Origin of the sequence: Micavibrio aeruginosavorus EPB (assembly GCF_000348745.1) — a bacterium.
In the GTDB taxonomy this organism is placed as follows: domain Bacteria; phylum Pseudomonadota; class Alphaproteobacteria; order Micavibrionales; family Micavibrionaceae; genus Micavibrio; species Micavibrio aeruginosavorus_A.
In genome coordinates this window covers 2158696-2175435 of the sequence record NC_020812.1, presented here as the reverse complement: position 1 = coordinate 2175435, position 16740 = coordinate 2158696, and the positions used below count along the sequence as shown (strand labels likewise).

The following is a 16740-nucleotide window of genomic DNA, read 5'->3' as shown; positions in this document are numbered from 1 at the left end:
ATGCGATGCGGATATCTTACTTAAAATATATGGCCTCCTTGGCGATTTTGACGGCTCCTATGTTGCTGGGCGGTTGCTCCAGTATCGCGCGGGGCGTCACGGAAGCCGTCATCAATCAGGAGGAAGTTAAGGATACGCGTCAGTGTGAAATCGAAGGCCCGGCTTTCGACGGCATCCGGCAGAGCTTTGATGAGCAAGCCCCCAGCACGCCCAAGGTCACCAAAATCCTGATGGTTCACGGTGTCAGCAGCCACTTGCCGGGCTATTCCAGCCGCTTTCAAAAGAAGCTGTTCGAGGACTTAGGCCTCGACATTGTGGATTCCACAGTCAAAACCATCACGTTGGACAGCAATAAAATCCAGTGGGCCGACGACCAGCCTCACACGCTTGGCACACTGAAAATCAGTCGCCACACAGATGCCCAGAATGCACGCCAGCTTATCTTTTACGAACTAACCTGGTCGTCAATCACCGACCCGCAGAAGAAAGCCATCATGGCGGATTCCGCCAATTACGAAGGCTTGCCCAGAGCCAGCATAAACAAGTCGCTCAAGAACCTGATGAATGAAACCGTGCCAGATCTGCTGATCTATAACGGCAACGGCTATGAGAGGGTCACAGAGTCGGTTTCACAGGCCGTATGCTGGATGCTGGGGAATGATTGGGACAAGTTACCGCAAGACGGCGTGCATCAATGCCGCCAATGGCCGCATTCGACTTACGCGAATATGATGCGCGATGACCATTACTTCGTGACCCATAGCTTGGGGAGCCGCATTGCCATCGATACGATCCACGATCTGGTGGCCTTGAATGGTACAGTCAAAAAAGGGCCGGATGATGCGAAGCGGAGTAAAGCCGCGCAGGACAAAGAATTCACGGTTTTCATGCTGGCAAACCAGTTGCCGCTGCTGCAGGCTGGACGCTCCATGCCTGCCGTGGCGGGGCAAGAAAAGGCCTATTGCGAGGTTGGTGGTGACAAGACGGATGACCGCGTGCTTCGGCGCATGAATATCATCGCGTTTAGCGACCCGAACGACATCCTTTCCTATCCGGTGGCATCGGATTATGCCACCAGCAATATCGATAGCCGGATTTGCCCGGCGGTCACGAATATCAGCCTAAACATTGCCCATGAGAGGAGTATTTTTGACACCGCCAATTTTGCCAATCCCGTGTCGGCCCACAATGGCTACATGGAAGATGACCGCGTGATTGATCTGATTGCCAACGGGATACGCAGATCTGATGCCGCGCTGGTCGGCGGCAAATGCAGGTGGCTGGAAACGAAAAAGCTGCCTTAGATCCAAAAAGACACCCATTTACACCCAATTAGCCAAAAACACACTTTAGGGCTATTATAAGAGCCGTTATGTCGGTTAAAGCCTGTTTTACGATGCCTTATGGGTGTCAGGCTTGATTTATGCTTTAAAGTATATTATAGTATCCCTTATAAAGGATAACGGCTCATATAACAGGCCTTAAGGTGTAAAATGGCGAACAAAACAAATCTTCCCATTCCCGTCCAGAAAGCCCTGCGCAAGCTGGGACAGGACATCAGCGACAGCCGCCGCCGCCGCCGCATCCCTGTGGCATTGATGATTGAACGCGCTGGGCTGTCCAAGGCAACGCTGGGCAAAATTGAAAAGGGCGACCCTTCGGTTTCGCTGGGCGGGTATGCCGCCGTGCTGTTTGTGCTAGGCCTGACCGAACGTCTGGGCGATATGGCCGATGCCAACCACGATACGGTCGGACGCATGCTGGAAGAAGAAAATCTTCCCAAACGCATCCGCTTGCCGTCCAAGGGGGATAGCCATGAGTAGCCGGGAAATATACGTCTCCATTGCGCTGGGCGATGAGAACCATCCTATCGGGCGGTTGTGGTGCCACAACCGCCGAGGCCGTGAGAGCGCGTCTTTTGAATATAATGACAGCTGGCTGAAACACCCGGAGCATTTCGCGCTGGAACCCGCGTTGGCCCTGACAGCTGGCTCCTTCCATACCGTGGCCGATCAAAGTCTGTTCGGCTCTATCGGCGATTCCGCGCCGGATCGCTGGGGGCGCGTCCTGATGCGCCGGGCAGAAGGTCAACGCGCGCGCGCTGCAGGTGAAATGCCGCGAACGCTGGGCGAAGGCGACTTCCTGTTGGGGGTAAACGACGAAGCGCGGCAAGGAGCCTTGAGGTTTTCCGACACACCAGACGGGCCGTTTCTCGCGCCCAGAGGGCAACGAACGATTCCGCCGCTGGTTGACTTGCCACGGTTGCTGTCGGCCACGGAGCGCTTTCTCGATGATGAAGAAAACGCCGAGGATTTGCGTATCCTGCTGGCTCCCGGCTCGTCGCTGGGCGGTGCGCGGCCAAAAGCCTCAGTGCGGGATTCGGACGGCCACCTATCTATCGCCAAATTCCCGCGCAAGGATGATGACTACAATGTTGTGGTCTGGGAAGCCGTCGCGCTGGTGCTGGCCGAAAAAGCCGGATTGACCGTTCCGTCATGGCGGCTGGAAACGATCATGGACAAACCTGTCCTGATCATTCGGCGCTTCGACCGCGTGGGCGACACGCGCATTCCTTTCCTTTCGGCCATGAGCATGCTGCAGGCCAAGGACAATGAGCAGCACAGCTATCTGGAGATCGCGGATGCGTTGCGCCAGTATGGAGCAAATCCTTCGGCAGATCTGGCCGAGATGTGGCGCAGGATCGTTTTTAGTATTCTGATTTCCAACACCGACGATCATTTGCGCAACCACGGCTTCGTTTATGAACGCCACACAGGTTGGCGGCTATCTCCGGCCTACGACATGAACCCGACGCCTGTAGAGGTCAAACCGCGCATTCTGACTACGACCATCGACCTTTACGATGGTACGGCATCGCTTGATCTGACCCTATCCGTGGCTGGGGATTTCAGGCTGTCGCCGGGCGAAGCCAAGGCAATTATCAAAGAGGTCGGCGCGGGTGTGGCTCAATGGCGCGATGTGGCGCAAGCCTATGCGCTGGACAGGCGCGAAATTGACCGAATGGCATCGGCGTTTGAACATGCCGATGCGCAAGCGGCTAGCGATATGTGATTTTTAGGATGATCCGCGTTAAGGTTTGCGAACAAATCTCAAAATTCTTTGGCAATAATCCAGCAGTTCCTGGTCATTGATCAGCTCAGTCGCATAGGCTGGATTGGTGTCATGGTGAAATTTGTTTGCGTAATTCGTTAGTTGGCGCAGTTCTGTCGTGTCTGCAGCATTCAGTATCGGCTGTCCTGCTGTTTGGGCTTGGACACAACGGTTGTGAAACTCGCCGAGCAACGAACCGGGAGGGAAATTAGTCGAATAGGCCACCCGAATATAGGCTTCCAGAACATTGCGGAGAGCCACAGCTGCCGGACGAGCATTCGCAGGATCGCCTGCGCTAATATAACCTTCAATGAGAGCATGGTTTTTGTCATTATTGTTGATGCAGTCCTGATGGACGTTCCATGATTCAATTACCGAAGACTGCCCACTACGAATGATTTGAACTGCGCTACGGTTTGACTTGTCTGCGCTGATCCATAGATCACAGAGGAAGGACTTTGAATGTGAAAGCACGATGACTTGTTTAACTTTTCCTACAAGCTCATGCATCTCATTAAGTGTTCGGTGGGTACGGTGTTCATCAAGACTGGTCATGGGATCGTCGATGACAACAATTTTGTTCGCCAGATCTGGGTCTTGATCGAGCGATGCAAAAAAGAAGGCGAGCGCCAACGTATTTCGATCACCTGCGCTTAGGGTATTTTTAAACGAAGGCCCACTGTCTGCTGAGATTGGCACAGCTACATTATTAATCAACATGCTATAAGTACAAGAAGAGCCGCCTCGATTGTTTACAGAGGCCATGCTGGAGAGGCGGAATCCTGCTCCGAACTTTACCAAATAAGCATTGATGGCTGTTTCATAACTGGTGAAGATTGTCTCCCGATATTGATCAAGTGCGGCACGGGCCGTATCACGCAAGCCCTCTGACGCCTTTTTCGCTTCTTTTTCCTGTATATACGCATCACACAGTGGCGCAACTTCAGGACTGTGGCGTTTTTGAATCGTTTTCAGTTTTGCTAGATCGCTGGTTAGCGTTACCAAATTTCCTGATGCCGCACGTTCCTTCACCAAGACGATTTCAGGATTGCAGCCCTCAAGTACACTAGACGTTTCTGCCACTGCGGAGCGGTGTCTATCATATAATGCAATTGCAGCGAGGGCCTCATCTGACAAATTCATCTTTTCAAGAGGTGAGGCGTATTTTGCTCGGAGCACTTCTAGGACAGGTTTTCTGGCTGCCTTCCACGCACGGGCGACTTCTTCAGTATTAAAGTCGAACGCGGGAACTTCCATAAATTTGCGCCAAAACTCCGCTGTTTGTACACACACGCGAACAGCTCGTTCAAATGCCGCTGGAATGTCATCTTCGTGGGCATCTGCAACGGCTTTCCCTGTTTCGGTAATGGCCTTCTTTAATGTGGCATAAGCATCACTAAAATATGCCTGATAGTGGGCGATAATGTTTGAGCCTTCGAGATCTTGTGTGCAGAACGGGCAGATTTCTTTGTCATGTCCAGCGGAAGAAACTGCGATCTTTTGCATGCCTTCACTGATCCAAGCCTCTGAACCTTTACCCAATTTCGCCAGATGCTTCTGGACATTAGCAGCAGCTTCCGCTTGTACGTCAGGCAGATCGCGCTGGAGTACAGCGTTAATTTCATCCACGTTAAATTCAGGCAATGACAGAGTTTGGAAATTGGCCTGTTGGCGGACAGGCTCGGCTGACTGAGCAGCAGCAACAGCTCGTTCAGCTTCTTGAATTTCAGCGTCGATGTTATCTTTGGGCTGCAGAGCGCAAAATTGATCAATGGAAAGGCCGTTGCGGATAGCCGCAGGGATTGCGGCTTCACGTTCTCTTAAAACGCGGTTATGTCCCTCAATGGCTGCGATATGGGTTTGCAATTGGCCGTTTAATGCCACGCCCTGTGCGCCTAAAACTAATTCGTGAAGATTTTGGCGGTGGCCGGATTCAATCTCAACACCAGAGCAGACATTCTGTGAGACGAAGTGATCATCAAAAACCGCAATAGCAGGAAGATGGGCAGACCAAGTCCCGTTCTGGAACGTGTAGGTCTGTGTGCCAGAATTAATGACAACATGTGGCAAGTTCGCCGCTCCAAGGCGGTGGCGTTCGCTTACCAGATCGGTGTTGCCTGTGCCTAGGGAGCGAAGGATCGCAGCCAATGTCGTTTTGCCACGACCATTCTCTGCGTAGACGAGCGCGAGCTTATGCATGGCCGTTTGATGGGGCGGTGTGACGGAATCAAATTGGCCCACATTTCTTAAAAGCTGGATTTTATCGACCATGTTATGTCCTTGTTCTAGATTCGGCAGATGCTAATAGAGTCTAATACACGACAGAATGACGCTTTACAAGATGACAAAATGACGTTATTTATACGTCAGAATGACATCGAGGAGATTGTTATGACCGAGGCAGCCAATATTTTTGATTATCAGCCAACCCCCGAAGAGATTACAGAAGCCTTTCGCTCAGATTTAAATGAACTAGAAGAAACTGCCGTTGAACTGGCCAAACGCATGCAGGACATGGGGGATCATCGATCCTTCTCCGCAATCTTGCGCAGCATTCAGCGGATGGCGGCGGGCGACACGGGCGTATCAGGCGAGATGCGTGTCATCGTAAGGGCGCTTCTCCGGCAGCAGCGCCGCCGTGAAAAGAAGTACGCAGGTATTCAATGGCAGCGTCAGTCTAATGGTACGGTCTCTACAGTCTTGGAAGACTTTAGCATTGATCTGTATCCAAAAAGCAAAGGGCGCTGGTTGGTGCATCTCGTCCATATCCCTACAAAATACAGCCCGTCGTGGCCAGCGTGGCAGGATAATTTGGAAGCGGCAAAGCGCAAAGCACTTACATGCCTTGATGATGCCTATATCCAACTGGATGAGTTGGAACGTCAGCGCGAAGCAGCCTAAAGGTTTTACGTGAAAATCCGTGGGCAGCACTTTGTCTGGCGTTATTATCTGCAGGCATGGGCTGATGGCGCTGGGGTCATCCATTGCTTACGAGACGGAAAAATCTTTCCCGTGCAGCCGAAGGATGTGGCCAAGGAGCGCGATTTCTATCGGCTTAAAAGCCTAACACCGGAAGATATCAACTTCCTTGAGCTGTTTGCGATCAACGTCGCGCCTGCCCATCTTCAAAATGCACACCGGAAGCTTCTCGCATCATTTACCACTATCACACGCCTGAGTGATTCCGCTAATTCGTCCCTCCCGGAGGGGCATGAATTGAGGCGGGAGCTGGATATCGCGGTCAATAATGCAGAGGAGATGCTGCATGGCCGGATTGAGAATGTTGCCCAGAAATACCTCGATGCCCTGCGAAACGGTGATGCATCATTTTTCCCGGATGATAGGGGATTGCCGAATTTTATGTATTTCCTGAGCGCCCAGCATTTCCGAACAAAAGGCCTGAAGGAGAAGCTTTTCACGAAATCCTATCCGCTGGGTACCAGTGCCTATCTGGAGAAAACATGGAACGTCCTGAGCCACATATTCGCGGGAAATCTGGGTTGGAGCTTGTATGCCGAAAGGAAGCAGCACCAGTTGATCATTTTGGAAAACGATACGGGCATCCCCTTGTTAACTGCTGACCAGCCGACCATTAACATTCACGCCACATCCGATGATCAGCCGCCAGAAAGGTTGGCGTTTTACTACCCCATCAGTCCGCGTTTGGCGATGCTGTTGCTGGATGAGCCGCCGCAGGATCAGCCAACTCTCAGGCGGCAATTGACGGCGGAAGAAGTAGATGCTTATAATCAGGGCATGGTGGAAAGATCATATGAAATGGTGTTTTCAGCAGACCGTCAGCAGCTTGAATCTATTCAGCGGAAGGCGGGTTAAGGCGGAAGGTATTCGCCAGCCAAAAGGCTCTAAATTTGGCGAACATTTTTGTAATTTGATTACAAAGTGTCGCGTGATATTAGAGTTGGTGGTTTGATTAAAGCGAATACGCCACCATCGGGTTCCGCGCTTGGCGCTGGATGACTTTATAAGCAAAAAAGCCCCGCTTTCTGGCGGGGTTTTTTGCTTTCACATTGCAAGAAAGGGGGCGCAATGATGTGCTTTTATGGGGTGTTCAGCCTCGACTTTCTTGCCATTAATGTTTCCATAAGATTGGGGCTTTATTCTCTAGCCAAGTGCCATTCTTTGCAAGCCAATGCGTGTTCACGAGTTTTCTAATTTGTTAAAATCTGTGCGCTTTGACGTCTATTTAAAAAAACACTTTTCTGCGTACGGATCTTACCTGGGAGGTAAGATTTATGTTTAAGAAGTCCCCGTTTTCTAATAAAGCCGAAATCGCAGCCTTGGAGCGTTCGCAAGCGGTTATTCGCTTTTCACCCGAGGGGGAAATTTTGGATGCAAATCAAAATTTTCTCGATGTTTTGGGGTATAGCCTGAATGAAATCAAGGGCAAGCATCACCGGATGTTCATAGATCCCGGATATGCCCAAAGCAATGAATATAAAGAATTCTGGGACACGTTGCGCCGAGGGGATTTTGTCGCGGCCCAGTTTAAGCGATTGGCAAAAGGCGGAAAAGAGATCTGGATCGAGGCATCTTATAATCCCGTAAAGGATGAGAAGGGTCTGGTTGTTTATGTTGTGAAATATGCAACAGACATTACTGCGCAGAAGTTGGAAACCGCAGATTATGAAGGGCAATTGTCCGCAATCGGCAAAAGCCAGGCCGTTATCGAATTTGATATGGATGGAACGATTATTACGGCTAATAAAAATTTTCTAACGACCATGGGATACGCGCAGGACGAGGTTCGCGGTAAACATCACAGTATGTTTGTGGAACCGTCTTACGCCAAAAGTGCTGATTATGAGATGTTTTGGCAAAAGTTACACCGCGGTGAATTTATTGCAGAGGAATTCCAGCGATTCGGGAAAAATGGGAAAGAGGTTTGGATCCAAGCTTCCTATAACCCTATTTTTGACATGAGCGGAAAGCCGTTCAAAGTTGTGAAATACGCAACTGACGTGACGTCGGCTAAGCTGGATAATGCGGATTATGCTGGACAGATTGAGGCCATTGGAAAATCGCAAGCGGTTATTGAGTTTAATCTTGATGGTACGGTTATCACCGCAAATCAGAATTTTTTGGATGCGCTGGGTTACACGCTGTATGAAATCAAGGGTCAGCATCACCGGATGTTTGTTGAACGTGAGGATGCCCAAAGCGATGAATATGAAGCTTTCTGGGCCAATCTGCGTCAGGGTAAATTTGATGCGCGGGTTTATAAACGGATCTGCAAAAATGGTGATCCAATCTGGATCCAAGCGTCCTATAACCCCATTTTTGATATGAATGGGAAGCCGTTTAAGGTTGTAAAATATGCAACCGATGTCACCCGCGTGATTCAGGTCGGCGGTATCGCGGATGAAGCAACGGCGCGCACCCAAACGGTGGCCGCTGCGGTTGAGGAAATGTCAGCGTCGATCTCTGAAATCAGTAAAAACATGGCGCTGACCACAAATTCAACGGAGGAAATCGCCAGCACATCCGTGCAGGCCAGTGTGGCAGCAGATCAATTAATGGCCGCAACAAAATCAATGGAAGGTATTATCCAGGTCATTGATGAAATTGCGGAGCAGACGAATCTTCTGGCCCTGAACGCAACAATCGAGGCCGCGCGCGCGGGCGATGCGGGTAAGGGCTTTGCCGTTGTTGCGGGTGAGGTGAAGGCCTTGGTTGGTCAAACGGCCAAAGCCACCGAAGACGTCACAAAAGAAATTAAAAATGTTCAATTGGCATCCGAAGCCCTGCAGAGCAATATTCAAGGTGTTTCAAAGTCCATTGATACGGTGAACAAATATGTGGCTGGTGTCGCCAGTGCCATCGAAGAGCAGAGCGCCGTAACAAGGGAAATATCATCCAGCACACAAACAATGGCTGAAAAAAAAAAAAAAAAAAAGAGCCGTATCAAACGATTGACCGTAGCGAATTGATAAAAAGGGCTTCGCGATGCGAAGCCCTTTTTTATGAATCGCGTGTCCAAATATTCGCTGTTTCGCATTGTCCCGTATGTGGTGTGCTGGGCTGGGGCACAAAGGCCATTGCTATGCGAATGCATTGATTTAGAATAAATCCGGCCCTGATCTTGGGCGTTTATATTTTTTCTTTTGATTGTTGATTCATCGGTGGGGCATTTTATGCGCGGTTTCCTGTGTGTTTGGTCGTTTTTATGCCTGTGCCCGCTGCCCGCCATGGCGGGGGAGCTGTTGCAGTGGTCGGCGCATAATGTGCAGATTCTGCGCGGGCATGATTACAAATTGAGCGCGGAGGAACGGCAAACCATTGTCACGCTGGAACATGCCAGCGGGTGGGCTTTTGGCGATTTGTTTGCGTTTACGGACCTGACCTACCCCGATGGCGGGGATTCTGATTATTATCTTGAAATATCGCCGCGCCTGTCGCTGGGCAAAATCACGGGGGCCGATTTGTCGTTCGGCCCCATTAAAGATGTCTTGATTTCAACCACGTTGGAAAAGGGGCGGGAATTAAAACCCCGTTATTTATATGGGGGTGCGGTGGATCTGGACCTGCCCGGCTTTCGTTTCTTTTCGGCCAATGCGTATGTGCGGGATGATGTCGCACTGGATGGGCGGACGTGGCAGGTGACACTGGCCTGGCAACGCCCCTTTACGGTCGGCGGGGTCAATTTTATGGCCGAAGGCTTCAGCGATTTTTCCGGGCATGAGGACACATCCCACCCCAACCAACTGATCGTGCCGCGGCTGTTGGTCGATGTGGGGGATTTGTCGGGTTGGAAAAGCGACACATTATGGGCCGGGATTGAATACCAATATTGGCACAATAAGTATGGCGTGAACGGCATGACCGAATCCGTACCGCAGATGCAGGTGAAATTGAATTTGTGATACGGGTTATAAAATATTGATTGATTCAATTTTTTGATCTGTTATAAAAATCGGCATGGACACCGATTTCACATCTCTGCTCAAAGACCGCAATCTCAGCCTGACCGCCGTGCAAAAGCGGTTTTGCAGGCGTTGCACGACCACCCGCATACGGACGCAAGCCAGATTTTTGCCGCTGTCCAGCGCCAGATTCCCACGGCAACATTGCAGGCCGTGTACAACAACCTGAATGCGTTGACCGAAGTGGGAATTATTCAAGAGATCAAGCCCAAGGGCCGGGTGTCTTTGTATGAAACCCGGGTGGGGGACAATCACCATCATATTGTCTGCCGTGTGTGCGGTCATGTCGAGGATACGGATTGCAAGGGCTTTGCCCCGTGCCTGTCGCCGTCCAGCAATCATGGCTATGCGATTGATCAGGCCGAAGTCATTTTCTGGGGTATCTGCCCGTCTTGTCAAAACGCTGCGTCTCACAATCATGAAGGAGAAGATCATGAAAACTGCCGGTAAGTGCCCTGTCGCACATGGTGCCATGACCGCCATTGGAACATCCGTGATGGATTGGTGGCCGAATGCGTTGAATCTCGACATTCTGCACCAGCATGATGTGAAGACCAACCCGCTGGGGCCGGATTTCAATTATCGCGAAGAGCTGAAAAAGCTGGACGTTGTCGCGCTGAAGGCCGATTTGCGCGCGCTGATGAAGGATTCGCAAGAATGGTGGCCTGCCGACTGGGGCAGCTATGTCGGCATGATGGCCCGCGTGGCGTGGCATGCCGCCGGATCGTATCGCAACACGGATGGCCGTGGCGGCGCGAATACCGGCAACCAGCGTTTCGCCCCGCTGAACAGCTGGCCCGACAACGTGAACACGGACAAGGGGCGTCGCCTGCTGTGGCCAATCAAGAAAAAATACGGCAATAAAATCAGCTGGGCCGATTTGATTATGCTGGCCGGAACGATGGCGTATGAAGAGGCCGGTTTAAAAACATTCGGCTTCGCCTTTGGCCGCGAAGATATCTGGCACCCTGAGAAAGATACCTATTGGGGGGATGAGAAAGAATGGCTGGCCCCCAGCGATGGTCGTTACGGCGATGTGAAAAACCCGGCGACATTGGAAAACCCGCTGGCCGCCGTGCAAATGGGCCTGATCTACGTCAACCCGGAAGGGGTGAACGGAAAATCCGATCCGCTGGCCACCGCCGCGCAGATGCGTGAAACATTCGCCCGCATGGGGATGAATGACGAAGAAACCGTGGCCCTGACCGCCGGTGGGCACACCATTGGCAAATGTCACGGCAATGGCAAGGCATCGGATTTGAGCCCGGACCCCGAAGCGGCCGGCCCGGAATATCAGGGCCTGGGTTGGATGAACACCAAGGGCCGCGGCATTGGCCGTGACACGATGGTCAGCGGGCTGGAAGGCGCGTGGACGACCAACCCGACGCAATGGGACAATGGTTTCTTTAAAATGCTGTTTGGGCATGAATGGGAACTCCGCAAATCCCCCGCGGGCGCGACGCAATGGGAACCGGTATCGATCAAGGATGAAGACAAGCCGGTGGATGTTGAAGACCCGTCCATCCGTCACAATCCGATGATGACCGATGCGGATATGGCGTTGCGTGTGGACCCGATCTACCGCGAAATTTCCCTGCGCTTCATGAATGATTTTGATGCGTTTTCCGATGCGTTTGCACGTGCGTGGTTCAAATTGACCCACCGTGATCTGGGCCCGAAATCCATTTATATCGGCCCGGATATTCCGCAGGAAGATCTGGTCTGGCAAGATCCGATCCCGGCGGGCAATGCGAAATATGACGTGAATGCGGTGAAGGCGAAGATTGAGGTCGCAGGGCTAAGCGTGTCCGAACTGGTCGCAACCGCATGGGACAGCGCGCGGACCTTCCGCGGGTCGGACCGCCGTGGGGGTGCCAACGGGGCGCGCATTCGCCTGGCCCCGCAAAAGGATTGGGAGGGCAACGAACCCGCCCGCCTGTCCAAAGTGTTGGCCATCTATGAAAAAATTGCCAGCGAAACGGGCGCCAGCGTGGCCGATGTCATCGTGCTGGGCGGCAATGTCGGGGTTGAGAAGGCGATTAAAGCCGCCGGTTTCAATGTGACCGTGCCATTCGCTCCGGGCCGTGGTGACGCAACACAGGACATGACAGATGTCGAGTCCTTCGCTCCGCTGGAGCCGATCCATGATGGCTACCGCAACTGGGTGAAGAAAGATTACGTTGTCAGCACCGAGGAAATGATGCTGGACCGTACCCAGCTGATGGGCCTGACCGCGCCGGAAATGACCGTTTTGGTCGGCGGCATGCGGGTTTTGGGCACAAACCATGGCGGCACGAAACACGGCGTGTTTACGGATCGTGAAGGCGCATTGACCACCGATTTCTTCGTCAACCTGACCGACATGAAATATACATGGGTTCCGGCGGGTAACGGTTTGTATGACATCCGTGACCGCAAAACCGGTGCGGTGAAATGGACCGCCACGCGGGTGGATCTGGTGTTCGGGTCCAATTCCATCCTGCGCGCTTATGCCGAAGTGTATGCGCAGGACGATAACAAGGAAAAATTCGTGAAGGATTTTGTCGCCGCCTGGACCAAGGTGATGAATGCGGATCGGTTTGACCTGATCTGATTGACTGGAAAAGATTGGGAAAGGGCGTCGTAACGTGGGTTATGACGCCCTTTTTCATTGGTTCTGGATTTTAAGAAAATATGCTATGAAAAAGCTGGCGTGCTTTAACTTTCCACCCTTATTGGACCATCATGTCGAACGAGATTTTGATCATTGCTTTCCTGCTGTTGCTGAACGCGTTTTTTGCGTTGTCGGAGATGGCGATTGTGTCGTCCAGCAAGCCGTTGCTGCGCCAATATGCCAAGCAGGGGAAAAAGGGGGCGCAGGCCGCATTGGATTTGGCGGAAAATCCGGGGCGGTTTTTGTCGACGGTGCAGGTGGGCATTACGCTGGTCGGCATTCTGGCCGGTGCGTATGGCGGTGCGACCATTGCCGAAAAATTAAAAGAGCCGTTTAACCAGATTGAATTGATCGCCCCCCATGGGGAAACGCTGGCCGTGATGCTGGTGGTTGGATTGATCACGTATTTTTCCGTTGTTGTGGGTGAGTTGGTGCCCAAGCAATTGGCGCTGAACAATTCGGAAAAATTTGCCATGCTGGTGGCACCGCTGATGAAGTGGGTGTCAAAAATCTGTACGCCGATTGTATTGGTGTTGGAATTATCCGCCCGATTTTTGATGATCGTCATGCGAATTAAGCCGCGGGATGAGGGTGTCACGGAAACAGAAATCACCGCTATGATTGCCGAAGGCGTCGTGAGCGGGGCCATTGAAGGCGAAGAACACGACGTTATCCGCCGCGTGATCCGGCTGGGGGATCGTGATGTTAAATCTATCATGACCCACCGCACCGATGTCAGCTTTATCGATGTCGATGACAGTTTTGATGATGTGTGCCGAAAAATTGCCGAGGCGGGTCATTCCCGCTACCCCGTCATCGACAAGGACAAGACCCATGTGCTGGGTTTTGTCAAAGCCAAGCAGATGTTGTCCGGATACGCCAAGGGCCATGATTTTAACGTGCGCGATTACATGCATGACGTGTTGTTTGTGAATGAAAACACGTCCTGTCTGGATGTTTTGGGCCTGTTCCGTCGCAAAAGCCTGCACATCGCCGCGGTGATTGATGAATATGGGACGTTTGATGGCTTGTTCACCACATCGGATCTGTTGGAAGCGATTGTGGGCATGATGCCGTCCAATTACGACCATGATGAAGGGCCGTTGATCGTACAACGCGAAGATGGGTCGTGGCTGGTGGATGGATTGACCCCGATTGAAGAAATTCACATGGTGACGGGGATCGAAGATGTTCCGGCCGATGATGATTATGAAACCATTGCCGGTTTTGTCATGATGCATTTGCGCGGGTCGTTGGCCGCCGGGATGTATTTTGAATTTAAAGGGTATCGTTTCGAAATTGTCGATATGGACGGTTTGCGCATTGATAAAGTGCTGATCACCCGAACGGCGATGCCCGGGCCAGAGGCTTAAGCCCATGCAAAAACCCCCGCATTGATGGCGGGGGTTTTTGCATGAGGGGTCGATATTTTGCTTAGTCGGTGACTTTTTTCACAAATTCGGATTTCAATCCCATCGGGCCTATGCCCGGGATTTTGCAATCAATATCGTGGTCGCCATCAACCAAGCGGATGTTTTTGACTTTGGTGCCGACCTTGACCACATCGGATGATCCCTTGATCTTTAAATCCTTGATGACCGTTACGGTGTCGCCGTCGTTCAGGACGGTGCCGTTGGCATCGCGGACGATTTTTTCATCGGCGTCCGTTGTGTTCCCCGCCATATCGGCGGACCAGGCGTGACCGCATTCCGGGCAATTATACAAAACGCCGTCGTGATAGGTATAGGTGGATTGGCATTGCGGGCAGGGTGGCGGTGTGTCCATGGTGAGCCTTGGCTTGGGGTCTGTGATAGGGCCTTGCGGCGCGAATCACTATAAGGGGTGCCGGGCCAATAAAAAACCCCGCAGGTGATGCGGGGTTTTTATTGTATCTGACACCTTATTTCACGATGGTCAGTGTATCAACGTCGATTTCCGGGCTTTCCATGAAATCTTTTTCGATTTCGCCGGTAATTTCGATCATGGTTTTTTCGTCAACGGCGGCGTTGGGGAAATCGTCATGGTCAATATCGACACGGATTTTTCCGCTTTCATCGGCAAAAATGTATTTTTCCTTGCCGACTTTCTCAACCAAATGGCCACGCAATGTCACATTCTGATCGTCCTGCCCGTCTTTCAAAATGTCGGCAACGTTGGACGGTGCCGGTGCCCCGGCACCTGGGCCTGTATATTCGGCGTGGGCGGCAGACCCCAACCCCATGGTCAGGATGACAGCGGATAGCAAAGCGATTGTCTTCATGGTTCTCTCCTTTTTTAGATGTTAAGCGGTCTTCAGGGTGTTCATGTCGATGACGAAGCGATATTTGACGTCGCTTTTCAACATGCGTTCATAGGCGTTTTCGATATCCTGCATCTTGATCATCTCGATATCGGCGGTGATGCCATGCTTGGCGCAGAAATCGAGCATTTCTTGCGTCTCCGGAATACCGCCGATCAGGGATCCGGCCAGTTGGCGACGCTTGAAGATCAGGTTGCCAACAAACGGGGACGGGTGCGGTTCCGACGGCACGCCGACCAATGTCATTGTCCCATCCCGTTTCAGCAGGGACATAAACGCATCCAGATTATGCGGCGCGGCCACGGTGTTGAGGATGAAATCAAAGCTGAGCGCGTGTTTTTTCATGTCCGCGCCATTTTTGGAGATGACCACTTCGTCCGCGCCCAGATCATGGGCGTCCTGACGTTTCGATTCCGATGTGGTGAAGGCCACGACATGGGCCCCCAACGCGTGGGCCAGTTTAATGCCCATATGGCCCAGCCCGCCAATACCGACCACGCCGACCTTTTTGCCGGGGCCGACATTCCAGTGACGCAAGGGCGACCAGGTGGTAATACCGGCGCACAGCAACGGTGCGACCCCGGCCAGATCGGATTCGGCATGGGTGATTTTCAGGACGAAATGCTGGTCCACAACGATGTCGGTGGAATAGCCGCCGAACGTGTTGTCGCCGCGTCCGCTCATCGTGCCGTTATAGGTTCCGGTGAAGCCATCAGGCCCTTCGCAATATTGTTCCAGCCCTTCGTTGCAGGACGGGCAGGTGCGGCAGCTATCGACCATGCACCCAACGCCGACGATATCGCCGACCTTGAAATTCTTAACGGCATCGCCCGTTTTGGTGACGCGGCCGATAATTTCATGGCCCGGGACGGACGGGAATTTGACGCCGCCCCATTCGCCGCGCGCCGTATGCAAATCGGAATGGCACACGCCGCAATACAAAATATCAATGGCGACGTCCTTGGCGCCCACGGCTCGCCGTTCCAGCGTGAAGGGGGCCAGCGGTGTTTTGGCGGTTTGTGCGGCATAGGCTTTGGTGGACATGGTTGAAGATTCCTTCTTTAAAAATGGTCGTGGCCAAAATTCGAACGTGCGGATAAAACTAGATGGGTTTTGACAATGGGCAAGAGGGCTTAAAAATGCCTAAAGAAAAGCAACGCTGTGGCTGGGCTGGCGCGGGATTCGTTGAATCCGGGGCCGATTATTACATCCATTACCATGATGTGGAATGGGGGGTGCCCGTGCATGACGATCGTCATCATTTCGAAATGCTGATCCTGGAAGGGGCGCAGGCGGGCCTGAGTTGGGCCACAATTTTGAAGCGGCGCGAATCTTATCGCAAAGCGTTCAAGAATTTTGACGTCAAAAAGGTCGCGAAAATGACTGACGCCGAACTGGAGGCGTTATTGAAAAATAGCGACATTATCCGTAATCGGTTGAAAGTGTTCGGTGCGCGCAAGAACGCCATCGCATTCATGGCCATTCAAAAGGAATTCGGAACATTCGACTCCTATGTCTGGCAATTTGTCGGCGGTAAACCCATCAACCACAAACGCAAGACGATGAAGGATGTTCCGGCGCAAAGCGTGGAGTCGGTGGCACTGTCCAAGGATTTAAAAAAGCGCGGCATGACCTTTGTCGGGCCGACGATCATGTATGCGTATATGCAGGCGATTGGCATGGTCAACGACCACACAATCGATTGTTTTCGTCATAAACAGGTGTGATACACTGCG

General features: G+C 52.1%; 15 protein-coding genes. 11 read left to right on the top strand and 4 right to left on the bottom strand.

Features of this window, described 5'->3' with window-relative positions; genetic code table 11:
* The first annotated feature begins 5 nt into the window (after positions 1–5).
* From A11S_RS10230 to A11S_RS10220, 3 genes are all read left to right on the top strand, one after another.
* Positions 6–1304, top strand: a complete 1299-nt coding sequence (locus A11S_RS10230; RefSeq protein ID WP_015468438.1) for a hypothetical protein — start codon at positions 6–8, stop codon at positions 1302–1304.
* Between the two features lie 189 nt (positions 1305–1493).
* The gene (locus A11S_RS10225) at positions 1494–1823 is read left to right on the top strand and encodes a hypothetical protein (RefSeq protein WP_015468437.1); all 330 of its coding nucleotides are present in this window, start codon (positions 1494–1496) and stop codon (positions 1821–1823) included.
* On the top strand, positions 1816–3072 hold the full coding sequence (locus tag A11S_RS10220) for a type II toxin-antitoxin system HipA family toxin (protein WP_041802718.1): 1257 nt from the start codon (positions 1816–1818) through the stop codon (positions 3070–3072). Before A11S_RS10225 ends, A11S_RS10220 begins: the two co-directional genes overlap by 8 nt.
* 18 nt (positions 3073–3090) lie before the next feature.
* Here the strand turns inward: A11S_RS10220 and A11S_RS10215 are convergent, their stop codons facing one another.
* A complete protein-coding gene (locus A11S_RS10215; protein ID WP_015468435.1) occupies positions 3091–5382 on the bottom strand; it encodes an AAA family ATPase in 2292 nt (763 codons plus the stop codon).
* A 120-nt stretch (positions 5383–5502) separates the two neighbouring features.
* Here A11S_RS10215 and A11S_RS10210 point away from each other — a divergent pair, with 120 nt between their 5' ends.
* From A11S_RS10210 to A11S_RS10180, 7 genes are all read left to right on the top strand, one after another.
* Positions 5503–6012, top strand: a complete 510-nt coding sequence (locus A11S_RS10210) for a hypothetical protein (protein WP_148285141.1) — start codon at positions 5503–5505, stop codon at positions 6010–6012.
* Positions 6013–6021: 9 nt separating this feature from the next.
* Positions 6022–6945: a DUF4238 domain-containing protein gene (locus tag A11S_RS10205; RefSeq protein ID WP_015468433.1), complete on the top strand. Its 924-nt coding sequence runs from the start codon at positions 6022–6024 to the stop codon at positions 6943–6945.
* 419 nt (positions 6946–7364) lie between these two features.
* Complete coding sequence (locus A11S_RS10200) at positions 7365–9059, top strand: methyl-accepting chemotaxis protein (RefSeq protein WP_015468432.1); 1695 nt, start codon at positions 7365–7367, stop codon at positions 9057–9059.
* Positions 9060–9263: 204 nt separating this feature from the next.
* Entirely contained in the window at positions 9264–9992 is a 729-nt protein-coding gene (locus A11S_RS10195) for an outer membrane protein OmpK (protein ID WP_148285140.1), read from the top strand.
* Between the two features lie 132 nt (positions 9993–10124).
* Positions 10125–10502: a Fur family transcriptional regulator gene (locus A11S_RS10190; protein WP_015468430.1), complete on the top strand. Its 378-nt coding sequence runs from the start codon at positions 10125–10127 to the stop codon at positions 10500–10502.
* The gene (gene katG / locus A11S_RS10185) at positions 10486–12645 is read left to right on the top strand and encodes a catalase/peroxidase HPI (protein WP_015468429.1); all 2160 of its coding nucleotides are present in this window, start codon (positions 10486–10488) and stop codon (positions 12643–12645) included. Before A11S_RS10190 ends, katG begins: the two co-directional genes overlap by 17 nt.
* Before the next feature lie 131 nt (positions 12646–12776).
* Positions 12777–14078, top strand: coding sequence for a hemolysin family protein (locus tag A11S_RS10180; protein WP_015468428.1), 1302 nt, complete (start codon positions 12777–12779; stop codon positions 14076–14078).
* 61 nt (positions 14079–14139) lie between these two features.
* On the opposite strand, the gene A11S_RS10175 is transcribed toward A11S_RS10180, so the two are convergent.
* The 3 genes from A11S_RS10175 to A11S_RS10165 form a co-directional block, all read right to left on the bottom strand.
* The gene (locus A11S_RS10175; protein ID WP_015468427.1) at positions 14140–14490 is read right to left on the bottom strand and encodes a zinc ribbon domain-containing protein YjdM; all 351 of its coding nucleotides are present in this window, start codon (positions 14488–14490) and stop codon (positions 14140–14142) included.
* 115 nt (positions 14491–14605) lie between these two features.
* Positions 14606–14965 carry a NirD/YgiW/YdeI family stress tolerance protein gene (locus A11S_RS10170; protein ID WP_015468426.1) on the bottom strand — a complete coding sequence of 120 codons (360 nt, stop codon included), beginning with the start codon at positions 14963–14965 and terminating at the stop codon, positions 14606–14608.
* A 21-nt stretch (positions 14966–14986) separates the two neighbouring features.
* Complete coding sequence (locus A11S_RS10165; RefSeq protein WP_015468425.1) at positions 14987–16048, bottom strand: NAD(P)-dependent alcohol dehydrogenase; 1062 nt, start codon at positions 16046–16048, stop codon at positions 14987–14989.
* A gap of 95 nt (positions 16049–16143) precedes the next feature.
* On the opposite strand from A11S_RS10165, the gene A11S_RS10160 reads away from it, so the two are divergent.
* Positions 16144–16731: a DNA-3-methyladenine glycosylase I gene (locus A11S_RS10160; RefSeq protein ID WP_015468424.1), complete on the top strand. Its 588-nt coding sequence runs from the start codon at positions 16144–16146 to the stop codon at positions 16729–16731.
* Positions 16732–16740 lie beyond the last annotated feature (9 nt).